At 34.0% G+C, this 14,096-nt stretch carries 9 protein-coding genes and 5 tRNA genes; 10 read left to right on the top strand and 4 right to left on the bottom strand.

Going from position 1 to position 14,096, the window contains the following annotated elements; all coding sequences use genetic code 11:
- Window positions 1-6: 6 nt before the first annotated feature.
- Window positions 7-1,746: a carbohydrate porin gene (locus J3U57_RS00745; RefSeq protein ID WP_267343556.1), complete on the top strand. Its 1,740-nt coding sequence runs from the start codon at window positions 7-9 to the stop codon at window positions 1,744-1,746.
- A 154-nt stretch (window positions 1,747-1,900) separates the two neighbouring features.
- Here J3U57_RS00745 and J3U57_RS00740 read toward each other — a convergent pair whose 3' ends face one another.
- Both J3U57_RS00740 and J3U57_RS00735 read right to left on the bottom strand, forming a co-directional pair.
- The gene (locus tag J3U57_RS00740) at window positions 1,901-2,905 is read right to left on the bottom strand and encodes a substrate-binding domain-containing protein (RefSeq protein ID WP_267343555.1); all 1,005 of its coding nucleotides are present in this window, start codon (window positions 2,903-2,905) and stop codon (window positions 1,901-1,903) included.
- A gap of 331 nt (window positions 2,906-3,236) precedes the next feature.
- Window positions 3,237-5,354, bottom strand: coding sequence for an alpha-galactosidase (locus J3U57_RS00735; RefSeq protein WP_267343554.1), 2,118 nt, complete (start codon window positions 5,352-5,354; stop codon window positions 3,237-3,239).
- Window positions 5,355-5,581: 227 nt separating this feature from the next.
- On the opposite strand from J3U57_RS00735, the gene J3U57_RS00730 reads away from it, so the two are divergent.
- The 7 genes from J3U57_RS00730 to J3U57_RS00700 all read left to right on the top strand — a co-directional run bounded on the left by J3U57_RS00730 (window position 5,582) and on the right by J3U57_RS00700 (window position 7,966).
- Entirely contained in the window at window positions 5,582-6,193 is a 612-nt protein-coding gene (locus J3U57_RS00730) for a TIGR04211 family SH3 domain-containing protein (RefSeq protein WP_267343553.1), read from the top strand.
- On the top strand, window positions 6,194-7,291 hold the full coding sequence (locus J3U57_RS00725) for a multifunctional CCA tRNA nucleotidyl transferase/2'3'-cyclic phosphodiesterase/2'nucleotidase/phosphatase (RefSeq protein WP_267343552.1): 1,098 nt from the start codon (window positions 6,194-6,196) through the stop codon (window positions 7,289-7,291).
- A gap of 117 nt (window positions 7,292-7,408) precedes the next feature.
- Window positions 7,409-7,485 (top strand) — tRNA-Met (locus J3U57_RS00720).
- A gap of 37 nt (window positions 7,486-7,522) precedes the next feature.
- Window positions 7,523-7,607, top strand: a tRNA-Leu gene (locus J3U57_RS00715).
- Window positions 7,608-7,633: 26 nt separating this feature from the next.
- Window positions 7,634-7,708 (top strand) — tRNA-Gln (locus J3U57_RS00710).
- A gap of 77 nt (window positions 7,709-7,785) precedes the next feature.
- A tRNA-Leu gene (locus J3U57_RS00705) sits at window positions 7,786-7,870 on the top strand.
- A 21-nt stretch (window positions 7,871-7,891) separates the two neighbouring features.
- Window positions 7,892-7,966: transfer RNA gene (locus J3U57_RS00700), tRNA-Gln, on the top strand.
- A 972-nt stretch (window positions 7,967-8,938) separates the two neighbouring features.
- On the opposite strand, the gene J3U57_RS00695 is transcribed toward J3U57_RS00700, so the two are convergent.
- Both J3U57_RS00695 and J3U57_RS00690 read right to left on the bottom strand, forming a co-directional pair.
- On the bottom strand, window positions 8,939-9,739 hold the full coding sequence (locus J3U57_RS00695) for a YdgH/BhsA/McbA-like domain containing protein (protein ID WP_267343551.1): 801 nt from the start codon (window positions 9,737-9,739) through the stop codon (window positions 8,939-8,941).
- 352 nt (window positions 9,740-10,091) lie between these two features.
- The gene (locus J3U57_RS00690) at window positions 10,092-10,709 is read right to left on the bottom strand and encodes an NUDIX hydrolase (protein WP_267343550.1); all 618 of its coding nucleotides are present in this window, start codon (window positions 10,707-10,709) and stop codon (window positions 10,092-10,094) included.
- A gap of 74 nt (window positions 10,710-10,783) precedes the next feature.
- On the opposite strand from J3U57_RS00690, the gene J3U57_RS00685 reads away from it, so the two are divergent.
- The gene (locus J3U57_RS00685) at window positions 10,784-13,291 is read left to right on the top strand and encodes a class I adenylate cyclase (RefSeq protein WP_267343549.1); all 2,508 of its coding nucleotides are present in this window, start codon (window positions 10,784-10,786) and stop codon (window positions 13,289-13,291) included.
- 207 nt (window positions 13,292-13,498) lie between these two features.
- Window positions 13,499-14,074 (top strand): RNA polymerase sigma factor RpoE, encoded by a 576-nt coding sequence (gene rpoE / locus J3U57_RS00680; protein WP_267343548.1) that lies wholly within the window; start codon window positions 13,499-13,501, stop codon window positions 14,072-14,074.
- The last annotated feature ends 22 nt before the right edge of the window (window positions 14,075-14,096 follow it).

The raw sequence follows: 14,096 nt of genomic DNA, 5'->3' as shown, positions 1-14,096 counted from the left end.
GTAAATATGAAATATTTAACAAATAAGGTTGTAAAAGTTATAGCCAAACTAAAACAAATTGCGTTAATTACGATGTTAAGTTTATGCTATTTGCCAAATGTTATGGCTGCAACGTCAGAAGAGTTAGAAGCAAGGATAACAATTTTAGAACAGAAGTTACTAGAGATCAGTAAAGACTCAGCGGATTTAAAAAAGCAAGTTGTTGAGTCAAAAAAGCAAATTGCTCAATTAAATAATAATATTCAAAAACAACAAGTCGTTATTAACAATCAACAAAAACAATTAAAAAATCAGACAGCATCACTCACCAATTCTAAAAAATCGGCTAGTTCACCACAAATTAATGTCAATAATAGCGTAAGTGATAATCAAATTGTGTTAGTTAATGATGTTAAAACTTCTTCAGCATCAGACGAAGATGGTTCTGCAAAAAAATCTTTTACTCTATCTGAATTTAAAGATTATATTAAAGATGAAATTGGATTTTCTTATAACGGTTATTTCCGTGGTGGATGGTCAACATCGAATAATGGTAAACCTAAAAACTATGCTGAAGGTGCGTTAGGTCGATTCGGTAATGAATATGGCGGTTGGTATGATCTTATTTTTAAACAAAAAGTTTATGATCAAGATGGGCGTAGAGTCGATGCTATTGTCATGATTGATGGGAATGTGGCAACCAATAAGGCAGCGGGTTTATTTAATACCCAAGATGATAATATTATGCAATTCTCTGATATTTATTTAGCTACTAAAGGATTTGTGCCTCGTTTCCCTGATGCAACATTATGGATTGGTAAGCACTCTTTACCTTACAACGAAATTCAGATGCTTGACTGGAAAACGCAAAAAACACCTGCTGGTGGTGGGGTAGGGATTGAAAATCTTGCCGTTGGTATTGGTGTACTTGATTTAGCTTTAGTTCGAGCTGATGTGAATGTAAAAAGTAAAAAAGCTGATGTGGTTGGTGTTGATGAAAATGGCAATCAGATTACCAGGCATAAAAAAGAGGACGTTGATCTTAATGAAATCGAATTACGTTATCATAACATTCCATTGTGGAAAGATGCGCTGTTTGGCATAAATGCACGTTATTCAGCACCGAATAAATCCAAAATTCAAGGCAATGTAGAAGTCAAAAATGCATGGCTTGGTAGTTTTGTATTACGTCAGAATGAATTTTTTGCTGGATTCAATCAGTTTACACTACAAGCAGCGACAAATTCGGTTGCTTCACAATTAGCCAACATCAATACTAATAATCCAGAGTTTGCAGCTAATGCTGATAATGATTATATTGGTGAACATACTGGGGGTAAAGCTTATCGCTTGGTTTCTGAAGGTGAAGCTTATTTAGCCGATAATGTTATTGTTGCCCATGCATTGGCACTAACTACGGGTAATGATGTTTATTCTTATGATCTCCATCGTGCTCATACCAATTTTTCTAGTTTTAAATCAGCGGTAAGACCTGCATATATATGGGATACCTATAACCAGAGTGGTGTTGAGCTTGGTTATTTTAGACAGAAAAATAAAGCTAATAGTAAAACTTACGTTGAGGAAGGCTATAAAACAACGCTTTATCATTCTTTCAAAGTCGGACAAAGTATTTTATCTTCTAGACCTGATATTCGTTTTTATGTTTCATATATTGAATCATTGCAAAATGATATTAGTAAGTTTGATTTTAATGGTAAGCATCACCAAATTAGTTTTGGGGTACAAACAGAGGTTTGGTTTTAGCTAATATCTTTTAATCGAGAGGGATAATACAATACGATTATCTGAGCTAATAGTATGCATCAAAAATCATTAAGTAAGCTCAGATAAGTGGTGATTATCCTCTATTTTTGATAGTGTTGATAAACTAAGATGTTATTGGTTGTTAATAATCATGTTATTTAATCAAATTGACAGAATAACGTTTAGTTAGCGTAGGTATAAATATATTAACTAAATTAGCGGGTGGCGCTTCACCTTTAGCAAGTTTTAATGCTAATTCAGCCGCTTGTTCTGCCATCGTTTGTAATGGATAACGGATAGTTGTTAATTTAGGGTGCAAGTAGCGAGCAAGAAGTAAATCATCAAAACCTATAATAGAAATCTCGGTTGGAATTTTTATATCATTATCATATAACACTGACATTGCACCAGCGGCCATAGAGTCATTATAACAAGCTATAGCGGTAATTTGACGATTGCGTTCGAGTAATGTCATCATAGCTTGTTCGCCACCGACTTCGTTAGGTGAGGCAAAAGCTATAAGTTTTTCATCAAGTTCTATATTATATTCAGCTAAAGCATCTTTATAGCCTTGCAAACGGTCAGATGCATCCGAGATATCATGGTTTGAACATAAATAACCAATTTTAAGATGGCCATGTTGAATTAAATGCTTCACCGCTAAATAGGAACCATAACGATCGTCGAGTGCAATACACCGTTTTTCAAAGCCGCTCACTACGCGATTGATTAATACCATTCCTGGCACTTGCTGCATTAATTTTTTTAATATACTGTCGGGCAAAACCTTAGCATGAACAACTAATGATGAACAGCGATGTTCGATAAGTTGCGTTATTGCATTATATTCTTGATCATGTTGATGATAGCCATTTCCAATTAATAAAAAATTACCTGTTCGATGAGCTACTTTGTCAACGGTACTTACCATCTCACCAAAAAAAGGGTCGGAAACATCGGCAACAACAATGCCTATGGTATTTGAATTTTGTTGGGATAACGCGCGAGCATTGGCATCAGGATAGTAATTTAATTTTTCCATAGCTTTTTTTACAATTTCACGTGTATTTTCGCTAACATTGTTTGCATTATTAATAACACGAGATACTGTTGCCACTGAAACTTTGGCTAATCGTGCAACATCTTTTATTGTCGCCATAAAACTACCTTTTAATTGATTACTACTAATTATTTATATCCATATTTGATACTTTATGTTTGTCCATATAGAGTTTCGTAAGATTACCAATGATTCAAGCAAAAGGGCTCGCAGTTTGGGAGAAATCCTGTACTTAAAATCTTTAAGTGAATTCAGTATGTAATACTCTGAATATATGAGCCAACGCATTATAATACGAGAAAATTTTGCTTTTGCCAATTGCTCTCTGGTTTGTCGAATCGATTCAGTTTAAATATATTAATTAAGAGGGATTTGTGCTGTTGAAATCCCTCTTGAATTGCTAAAAAATTAAGCCTCTTTGCTAAACAATTTATACCGATGTGATCTTGATTAGCATTGCAGTTGCAGGATCTAGTACTGGTAGGGGTAAACCAATATTCATTAACCAATCGCCCGATAACGTTGTGCTTTTTACCATCCAATTAGGTAGGGCTTTCATGACATGTCCATTCACTTTAGGATCAATATTATTAGGCATGTCAAGAATCTCAATGTGATAATCTTTATCTGGTAATAAACCCGCTAAACGTAAATTACCACTCAAAGCATAAGTCGGTAAAATAAGTTGTGCAATTATAAAAGCGGCCTCGGTTTGGTCTTGGCTAACCACACCATAACTTTGCATGGCTTGATTATCATCAACATCTAACCGAATAAAATTGCCTGAATGGAGCAATGAACGTAATTGTTTATGTAATTTTATATAATTAGCAAATGATAGTTTTTCTTGTTGTGATTCTTTTACAGGATCGAGTTCTACCCCCATATGGCCAAATAGTGCAGTTAAACCACGTAAATTCATATCAATTTGCCTATATGTGGTATGACATAGCGCTCCACCAATATGGGCTCCTATTACTTCTGGTGGGAAAAAATAACTCATGCCGCGTTGAATTATTTGTCTATCTAAAGCATCGTTGGAATCCGATGCCCAAAAACGTTGAGTACGTTTTAATATTTCATAATCAATGCGACCACCGCCAGATGAGCAAGATTCAATTTCGACATTCGGGAATTTTTTTTGCAAAATATCAAGTAACCGATAAACAGCTTTAGTTTGGCCAACTATAGCCGGATGACCATTATGACCCGCTTGTACGATTTCTCTATTCATATCCCATTTTATGTAGTCTATGTCGTAACTTCCAAGTAACCAGGTTAATCTTTCGAGCAAATAGTCAAAAACATTTGGATTTTGTAAGTCTAGTACATATTGATGACGACCTTCAGGTTGTTGATAACCTTGAAGTTCTAATAGCCAGTCAGGATGGGCACGATATAGATTAGAGTTTTTGTTAATCATTTCAGGTTCAACCCAGATACCAAATTCCATACCAAGGTCTTTAACATGTTTAATGACTGGTTCTAAACCATTTGGATATTTGCGCTCATCAAGATACCAATCGCCCAAGCCTTGATAGTCATCATCGCGATGACCAAACCAGCCATCATCAATAATGAAACGTTCAACACCTATTTGAGCTGCTTGTGTTGCCATTTTCATAATATAATCGGGATTATGATCAAAAAAGATGCCTTCCCAAGTATTAAGATGAACAGGGCGTGGTTTATGAGCAGAAAACTTAATAATATTGGTTCGTAAGAATTGATGAAAGTGCTGACTCATTTTATTTAAACCTTGATCACTATAGGTTGCATATAACCATGGTGTACTTACTGTTTCTCCTTTAGCTAAAGATATTTCGCCTGCTAGGTAAAGTGCTTCGGCTTGAATAAAACGTTTTCCATTGCTTTTGACGGCTACCTGTATGCGGTGGTTTCCGCTCCAACCTAAATGGATACCCCATACTTCTCCTGTTTGTTCCTTAAAACCACTTGTACCGACAATCATGCCAGGAAAATATTCATGTGAAGTTCTTCCTCGGCGATTCTCTTGTAAGTATCCGCAATGTTCAATTTTAGTACGATGTGGAAAAAATTCTTTAATCCAACGACCATTAAATGCCATTAATTCCTGCGCCCGTTCAGGTATAGGTAAGGTTACTGACAAACGATTCACTTGATAAGGCTGCTCTGCTAAATTGGTTAGGCTATTTTGACATTGCAAAACACCACTTTCATCTAAAATGAGTTGGCTAGTTAAACGAAGCTTGGCAATATCATCTTCACTAATAATAGTAATATTGTTATTGTTTTTTTTGACTTCTTTAGTGATAAATACTGGAGACCAATCTTTGCCATTCCGATGTCCTTCAAGCCCGGGTGTACTAAAGTTACCTAACCCTTCTTCAGGACAAAGTGTGAATGGAACATCAATATCTAGGCGTGAATTAGGTACGGCAGGGTTAAGCATATCGATAGAATTGATATTTAAATTTTGTAATCGTTTTCCAAAATAACAGATTTCAGCATAAGGTTGCGTGCGTAAAATTATATCTAAGTTATTATTTCCAAGATGGTAATTCATGTTTTCTCCAAAATTGATTACTAAAACAATTCTTATACAGTAATGATAATTTAATTAGAAGGATATTATTAATTTTTTGTTTTGTGATTAAGATCTCATAAAATGTAATCGTTTTCATTTTTAGGGTTATTAACTTCATTCAAGTAAGATATATTATGAAATGATTATGCGAAAAATTCATTTTTTATGCTATTATGAACCAATGTTGGGTGAATAGATTAAATATCATGAAAAAACATAATATTATTGCTGTCGTTTCTTTTTTAAGTTGTGCTTTTAACGCTTATGGTGTAGATAAATATATCACCGATGATGTTGATGTTTACTTGCGTCGAGGTCCGGGGGCACAATATGCTTATTCAAATTCAGCAAAAGCGGGCGAAAAAGTCATTGAACTTGAAAAAAATAGCGATGGTAAATATACCAAAATTCAAGTCAATAATGGTAGTGTTGCATGGATTGAAACAAGTAAACTTAACGATCAACCGAGTTGCAAAGAGCGACTGCCATCTCTCGAATCTGAACTTGCCCAGTACAAAAGTAAAGCTGATAATGCCGATCAGTCCCAACAAAATGTTGCTAATCAATATGTGCAAAAATTGCAAGATGCAAACACTTTAATTGAGTCTTTACAAAATAAAAATACTGAGCTTGAAAACAAACTTAAGCAGCAAAATAGTCAACTTGAGTCAATGCTCAATCAAGTGGATGATAAACGCCGTGATCTGATTATCACTTGGTTCACCTATGGCGGACTCGTTGCTGGTGGAGGCTTAATTTTAGGTTTAATTTTACCATTAATTATGCCACGCCGTAGAAAAGATCGTTGGATGCGTTAAATGTCAAAGATCTATCTTGTCGGCGGCAGTGTTCGGGATAGATTATTAGGATTACCTGTAGTCGATCATGATTGGGTTGTTGTTGGTGCAACACCCGATCAGCTCCTTGCTTTAGGTTACCAACAAGTTGGTAAAGATTTTCCTGTATTTTTACATCCTACTACTAAAGAAGAATATGCACTAGCGCGTACTGAACGAAAGTCAGGTAACGGTTATACTGGTTTTATTTGTGATTTTGGGTCAAATATCACGTTAGAGCAAGATCTTATTCGTCGCGACTTAACAATTAATGCGATAGCGATGGATGAGCAAGGGCATATTGTCGATCCTTATAATGGTGTAAGTGATCTCCATAATAAAATACTACGTCATGTATCTTTGGCTTTTCGGGAAGATCCTTTAAGGATATTACGCATTGCTCGCTTTGCTGCTCGCTATCACCATTTGGGATTTAAAATAGCGCCAGAAACGTTAATTTTGATGAAAGAAATGGTTGATGCTGGCGAGGTGTCATATTTAACGCCTGAACGCATTTGGAAAGAGACAGAAAAAGCATTATCGACTCAGCATCCACACATTTATTTTCAAGTACTCAACCAATGTGGTGCGCTTGCTGTGTTATTCCCGCAATTAATATTGTCACAAAATGTTGTTGATGCGTTAGCTAGATCTGTTGAGTTAACTGCGCTATTAACGGTTCGTTTTGCAATATTATGTGCCCAGATGCCGACTAAGCGAAGTGTTGAATTGTTATGTCAAAAAATAAAATCACCTACAAGTTTTTTAAAGATAGCTGTTATGGTTCAGCAATATGGTAAAGTTGTTGAAGATATAAAGCAGTTGACGGCAGAGCAAATTATCCATTTACTAAATAGTATTGACGTTTGGCGTAATCCCCAACACCTTGAACAATTAATTATTGCAAGCCATGCATATTGTAAAGAAGAACCATTTTTGCAAGCTCAATACTTAAATGAAGCTTATAATGTTGCCAATAGTGTTAACGTGCAAAATATTATTGCAGATGGTTTTGTTGGTAAAGCTATTTATAATGAATTACAAAAAAGGCGAATTGAAGCGTTATTAAACTGGATTTGATTGCATCTTAATCAATCGTCATTTTTTTTCAAAATATCTAAAAAAAAGGGTTGACGATTTGGCTTAAGACAAGCATAATGCGCCTCGCAGTGTTGGTTATGACGTTGCGAATGAGATGGCTACGTAGCTCAGTTGGTTAGAGCACATCACTCATAATGATGGGGTCACAGGTTCGAATCCCGTCGTAGCCACCATTAAGGTTAAGTAATACTTTTACCGGAAGTATACAGTGCGGGTGTGGCGAAATTGGTAGACGCACCAGATTTAGGTTCTGGCGCCGCAAGGTGTGTGAGTTCAAGTCTCTCCACCCGCACCATTTTAATCTTAGTATCTATCCTTTATTGGGGTATAGCCAAGCGGTAAGGCAGCGGGTTTTGATCCCGCCACTCCCAGGTTCGAATCCTGGTACCCCAGCCATTCCAATCTGCATATTTTTGATATCTCACTCTTTTGTATTTTATTGTTAATCATATCGATTTCTAAATTATTCATATGCGGGTATGGCGGAATTGGTAGACGCGCTAGATTCAGGTTCTAGTTCCGAAAGGTGTGCGAGTTCAAATCTCACTACCCGTACCAGATATCATTTTCACACTATAGTGGGGTATAGCCAAGCGGTAAGGCAGCGGATTCTGATTCCGCCATTCCAAGGTTCGAATCCTTGTACCCCAGCCACTAAATAATCATTTGAAGTGTTCACAATCAACATAATATCGGTTGTTATGCCCAGTAAACTTAATCTCTATATTCTAATATCTAATGTAATAGTCGTGATAGATAAAAATTAGCGCAGTATGTGCGAATTGTCAGTTTAAGCCGAAAGTTAACTGTGTAACTTAATAAGTTGTAGTGAGTCTGGGCACCACTTTTATAAATTGGTTATAGCATAGTTAATATTGGGCTATAGAGCTTGATATTTAAATGTCTGGATTTTATTTTCTATCTTGTGTAATTATTAAGAATGTTATTTATCGGCTAACTGTTGCAAGCTTGATTGGTTACTCGGTAAGGTTAATCAATAATAAATGGGTCATCCATTCAAGTTCATATGGTTGCCGGCAACAATTTTCTGTCGAATTAGAGTTTTTTCAAGCAAATTGCTGGAGTATCACTTGGATAAGTTACAGTGAAATTTCAATTATCAATTGTTTGTTAAGATAAACGGTAGGATGACGTTCAAACAAAATTAACTGAGTTATTCTTTCGATTGAATTTTAATAATTGATAATATTGGTTCATTATCATAGTGTATCAAAATAAATAAAGTTTCTTTTATTATGGTTGAGTGCTGTATTGAATTAGCGTGGTTCAAGAGCGGCAAAAGTAGGGCATATCTCGTTAAATAAATGGTTTGTTTGGACATCTAAAGTTGAAGTGAAATTAAACAATACATAAATTAACTTATAAAGCGAACTGTATTGTCTTATCTTTAATTTAAAAAGCTAAATAAAGGATTGTGAAATAGGCTCAAATCAATTAAGTGTTTAGATTGTGTAATAAAGAGGGAATAAAATCTGTTAATAAAAAATAAGTTTTCGATTTGTTAGAATATAAAGATATTGATATTTTGATAGTTATTTTTATCATTAGATGTATTCCACATGCATAATTTATATAGCATGTGGAATACGTTTAAACTATAACGTATTATTTATATAAGTTTACATATACAGTTTGTGAAGTGCCTTTTGTATTTGCAGATACTTCTTTCACATAATAGAAATGTGCACCATTAGCAATTGCTTGTTTTTGAGCAGCAGCACTGATTTCAGCTGTATTGTTGAATGAACCATGGAAACTAATAGTGTCATATGGTTTCATTTTTTTGAATGCATCGCTGCTGATTTCGTAAGCGTCTTCACCTTCAATTGCTTTAGTCACGATGAAATCTCTTGCTACAGCATCTTTTTTGTATAATGCAACATCAATATCTTGTGCTTGATTTTTTACATCAGCAGGTGCAATTGAATACACATAGAAAGCATATGCATTTTTTTCTGCTGCTAATTTACTTGCTGCATTCATAATATCTGAAGTGTTGTTGTAATTACCTTTAAATTTAATCACTTCAAATGGTAAGTAGTAAAGTGCTTTCGCACGAGGATAAACAACAACACCATTTTGAGTCACTTCTTCTTTTTTAACTGCAACAGGTTCTTTTGATTGATAAATATCAGCATAAACGATTGCTTGATCAGCTGAATCACTAGTTGTTGCACTTTCAATTGATTTAATATGATAATATTTAGCACCTGCTTCATCAGCTGCACGAGAAATATCACTTGCCGCATTATCTGCTTGTAAATATTTACCTGTTACTGAGATTTCTTTAAGTGGGATTAAATTACTGCTTTCTTTAGCTGTTAGTGGTTCTGCTGCATACAAGCTTGCAACTGGTAGTGATAACAATAGTGCTAATGCAACAGATGATTTTTTAAAACGTTTCATGATAATTTCCTTCATTTTTATTTATTGAAATTAGAATTAAATTTAACGCTTTTTTTAATTTGCAAATTCATGACATCACTTATAGAGCAAATGGAATATCACGTACTCTACGGTATAATGCCTTAATCTACTTATTACTAAATGCGTTTAGACATAAAGCTTTTTCACTGAATAATTATAAAATAGCTTTTTTCTTTCCTATATATGTATGAATTTTAAGATAATTCTCAAGATATTTATAGTGGAAAATAAAACTTCATAGCACTTTTTGCTAAAAATGCAACAAATTGCTAACAATAGTTAATTTAAAACGATACAACAACTTTTTGAATTACTTGGTTATTTTTGAAATTTAAACAACTACCTGAATTTGATGAATAAAGTTATTCAATATTTGAGCTGTTAATCCCCAAATAATATAATTATTATATTGGTAAAAGTAAACTAAATGTTCTGATCTTTTCTGCCATTTTTGAGGGCGATTAGGCAATAAATGAAAAGGAAAGTCTTTGCCAAGTTTATGGCCAACTTCGACGGTAGCTTGGCTAGGAATGTTGTTGATAAACCAATTAAGCGGTACGGTAAAAACTTCTTCAACTTCATCAGGATTAAGGATAAAGTTATCTATAGATTTGATTTCACCGACAAAAGGGTAAATAGTCATAGCAAAATTTGCGATAAATTTAGGTAATTGTCCTAAAATAGTTATTTGTGTGGGTAAAATACCTAATTCTTCACAAGTTTCACGTTTGGCTGTATATTCTGGATTACTATCGTCTACCTCTACTCGCCCACCTGGAAAGCAAATATCACCAGGTTGCCATTTCAATGTTTTCGAGCGGACTTGAAACAGTAAATGCAATTGATTATTGACCTTAACAAGCGGTATTAAAACTGCTGCTTTTTGATTCATTTCGTTTGCTATCTTATCTGTTTTCAATAAGTTAGCTATCTGTTCTGTTGTGATCATAATATTTATTTAGTTTTGTTTTTAAATTTACGCTGTATTTACGTTATAATATGAACATGGTAGATTGAAGTTGTTTGTTAGTAGTACACGTGGTTCACCTTGATAATGTCATGCAATATTATATTAACAACATAAAAAAAGAACTTAAAGATCTTGCTTTACTAAAACATAAAAGAGCACTCGATGGTATGTCCTTAGAGTTCCAACGTGTTTTTACATTGTTGCCTGCGCTTTTTCATTTTCATCATCCGGCTTTGCCTGGCTATTTAAACGAAGATACCCCGATGGGCATTGCTTGTTATCAAGCTTCTGATGAAGTTTTTGCTCAGTTAAAAAATGAATTTAATTTTAATCTTCCACAAGCATTTAATAAGGCAGATATTTCCGCATTATATTCAATGGGCAGTACTTGCTCTATCGGCCAGTCAGTAACGTCAGATCTTGATATTTGGATTTGTATTGAAAATAATTTATCGGCAGTTAGAAAATCGTCATTACAAAAAAAATGCCGATTGATTGAACAATGGGCAAAAGAGCTTGGAATAAAATTAACATTATTTGTTGTTGATGTAGATCGTTTTATTAATCAACATCATGAATGTTTAATGGGCGAAAACTGTGGTTCTGCTCAACATATTTTATTATTGGAAGAGTTTTATCGATCAGCTAATTTACTTGCAGGCAAACTATTATTGTGGTTTGCTGTGCCCGCAAATTTAACCGTGAATAATACAACCTATCCTAGCTATGAAAAATGTATTGAAGCGTTAGTTGAACAAAAAATAATTGAACGTGATCAATGGATCGATTTTGGACCTTTAACTGGGCTATCGGCAGAAGAATATTTTGGCGCCAGCCTGTGGCAACTTTATAAAAGTATTGATTCACCTTTCAAAGCGGTATTAAAGACATTATTACTTGAAGCCTATTCGTGGATATATCCAGAAAACAAACCTATTGCTTATCAAATGCGCGATTTGATACAAACATTTAAAAGCGATGAAGGGTGTTATCTTGATTCTTACTATATGCTATTGCAACGAATCAGTAACTATCTAATTGAAATTAAAGATTTCTCGAGATTAAAATTAGTAAGAACGTGTTTTTACCTAAAAGTTAATGAAAAATTATCTATTGCAAATTCTACGCTATCGTGGCGTCGTAAAGTACTTGAAGATTTGGTAAAGCAATGGAAATGGGATAAATCATGTTTTGCTAAACTCGATACCAGCGATACTTGGAAAATAGAACAAGTTCGTGAAATACATGAAGTTTTACTGCAAACTATGATGACGGGGTATCGTAACTTACTTAATTTTGGTCGCCGTAATAATTTGGATTCCTTAATAAGTCCCCAAGACTTAGCAATATTAACACGTAAATTGTATGCTTCATTTGAAGTATTACCGGGTAAAATAACCACATTAAAGCTTAATATTTCTCATAATTTACAAGAAGAGGCGTTAACCTTTATTCATGTTAAAGAAGATAGAATAAATCGAGCTGGTTGGTATGTTTATAAACAAAAACCAATATTGGATCAAATTATTGGTCACCAATATTTAGAATATAGTAAGTATTTAGTTAAGCTGGTAAGTTGGTGTTACTTTAATCGTTTAATCTCGGACTCTACTGAATTTTATTATCACGATGGCGAGGATCGGGATAAAGCAAAAATAACCAAATTTATTGATGACCTAAAAGAATATTTTCCTATTGATGTGCCAGCAGCAACCGAAGAGCAATTGTATGGCCCATGTGAAATCCGACATTTAGCGATCATCTTGAATTTAGAAAATGATCCAACTACTCAATGTGAATTAGACCATGAAATTAATACTAATATATTAAATTATGGTAAAAAAGAGTTAAGTTTAGTGGGATCGGTTGATTTGCTTTATCGCAACTCATGGAATGAAATTCGCGTTTTGCACTTTAGTGGTACATTATGTGTCCTTGAAGCCATAAAAGCATTACTAAACCGAATGCATAAAGATGCGGATTTACCCAATTCAATGGAAATTTTTTGTTACAGTAAATATTTTAGTGTTGAAATTAAAAAACAGATTAAAAAATTAATGGATGACTGTGTCGAATTACGTTTGACTACCACTATCAATAATTCGACTCAAGTTAAACCATTAAGAATTGATGGAGCATCTTGGTATTTATTTTTTGAACGTTTAGGTGTTTCATTCCATCAATTTGAAAATGCTATCGACTTTTATGGTGCGGTATCGAATAACAAAGTTCAAGGTAGGCCTTTAAACATTTTAGATGAAACCAATGAACTCCCAAAAGAAATTGACAGTGTAGCTTATCAAGGCATCATACAATTCTTTTTTGAAGATACCCAAACAGGTTTTGATCTGTATATTTTAAATGAACATAATCAGATCGAGATCTATCGCAATTGTAATGGTAATAAAGAAAATATGGTCAAAGCAATCAACGATTTTTATGTTTTGTCTGATGATCGCTTTACTTTTACTACAAGCAGCTCTGTTAATTTTAATCTTCCGCAATTCTATCAAATTACCTACAGTGATAATGGGGATCGTGAGATCTTTTTATTAAATTAATCGATCTCAATTAAAAATTAATGTAAAAAAATTTGAGAAACACATCACGTTTTAGTATAAAAAAGAGTAAAAAAGTAATTTTAATAGGTAAATTTTTAAAATTTCTATTAAAATGTGGGAACTTTTTTTAAATTTAAGAATCTAACTGTTTGTAAGCGCAATTTTGGGCCACATAGCAGTTATTAACATAATGAGGAATGGCCTGTAATGGGGGAGAAAGTAACAGACCAAGTATTAGTTGATCGTGTATTAAACGGAGATAAAAATGCGTTCAATTTGCTTGTACTACGTTATCAAAATAAACTCGCTCATTTGGTTTCTCGCTATGTTTTAGCTTCAGAAATACCTGATGTTGTGCAAGAAACTTTTATTAAGGCTTATCGATCGTTAAGTCTATTTAAAGGTGAAAGTATATTTTATACGTGGTTGTATCGAATAGCAGTTAATACAGCAAAAAATTATTTAATTTCTCAAGGACGACGTCCTCCATCTTCAGATATCGATGCAAGTGAGGCTGAAGGATATGAAGGTGCAGATTCGTTAAGAGATTTGGACAATCCAGAAAGTTTAGTCCTGTCAAAAGAGGTTGAAAAAGTTGTATTTGACGCTATTGAAGCTTTGCCTGATGATTTAAGAACGGCTATTACTTTACGGGAAATAGACGGTTTAAGTTATGAGGAAATTGCTGAAATTATGGATACACCAGTTGGAACAGTGAGATCACGTATTTTTAGAGCGCGTGATATTATTGATGAAAAGATTAAACCATTAATAAATGGTTGAAATGAATTAATAATAAGCAGTG

It is taken from the genome of Gilliamella sp. B3464 (assembly GCF_026536145.1).
Taxonomy (GTDB): domain Bacteria; phylum Pseudomonadota; class Gammaproteobacteria; order Enterobacterales; family Orbaceae; genus Gilliamella.
This window is presented reverse-complemented; position numbering and strand designations above follow the sequence as displayed.

Bases quoted from the DNA above. Each gene is read 5' to 3' on its own strand.
- J3U57_RS00725 (WP_267343552.1), top strand. From the start codon at position 6,194: ATGTCAAAGATCTATCTTGTCGGCGGCAGTGTTCGGGATAGATTATTA.
- J3U57_RS00740 (WP_267343555.1), bottom strand. From the start codon at position 2,905: ATGGCGACAATAAAAGATGTTGCACGATTAGCCAAAGTTTCAGTGGCA.
- J3U57_RS00730 (WP_267343553.1), top strand. From the start codon at position 5,582: ATGAAAAAACATAATATTATTGCTGTCGTTTCTTTTTTAAGTTGTGCT.
- J3U57_RS00695 (WP_267343551.1), bottom strand. From the start codon at position 9,739: ATGAAACGTTTTAAAAAATCATCTGTTGCATTAGCACTATTGTTATCA.
- J3U57_RS00735 (WP_267343554.1), bottom strand. From the start codon at position 5,354: ATGAATTACCATCTTGGAAATAATAACTTAGATATAATTTTACGCACG.
- rpoE (WP_267343548.1), top strand. From the start codon at position 13,499: ATGGGGGAGAAAGTAACAGACCAAGTATTAGTTGATCGTGTATTAAAC.
- J3U57_RS00690 (WP_267343550.1), bottom strand. From the start codon at position 10,709: ATGATCACAACAGAACAGATAGCTAACTTATTGAAAACAGATAAGATA.
- J3U57_RS00745 (WP_267343556.1), top strand. From the start codon at position 7: ATGAAATATTTAACAAATAAGGTTGTAAAAGTTATAGCCAAACTAAAA.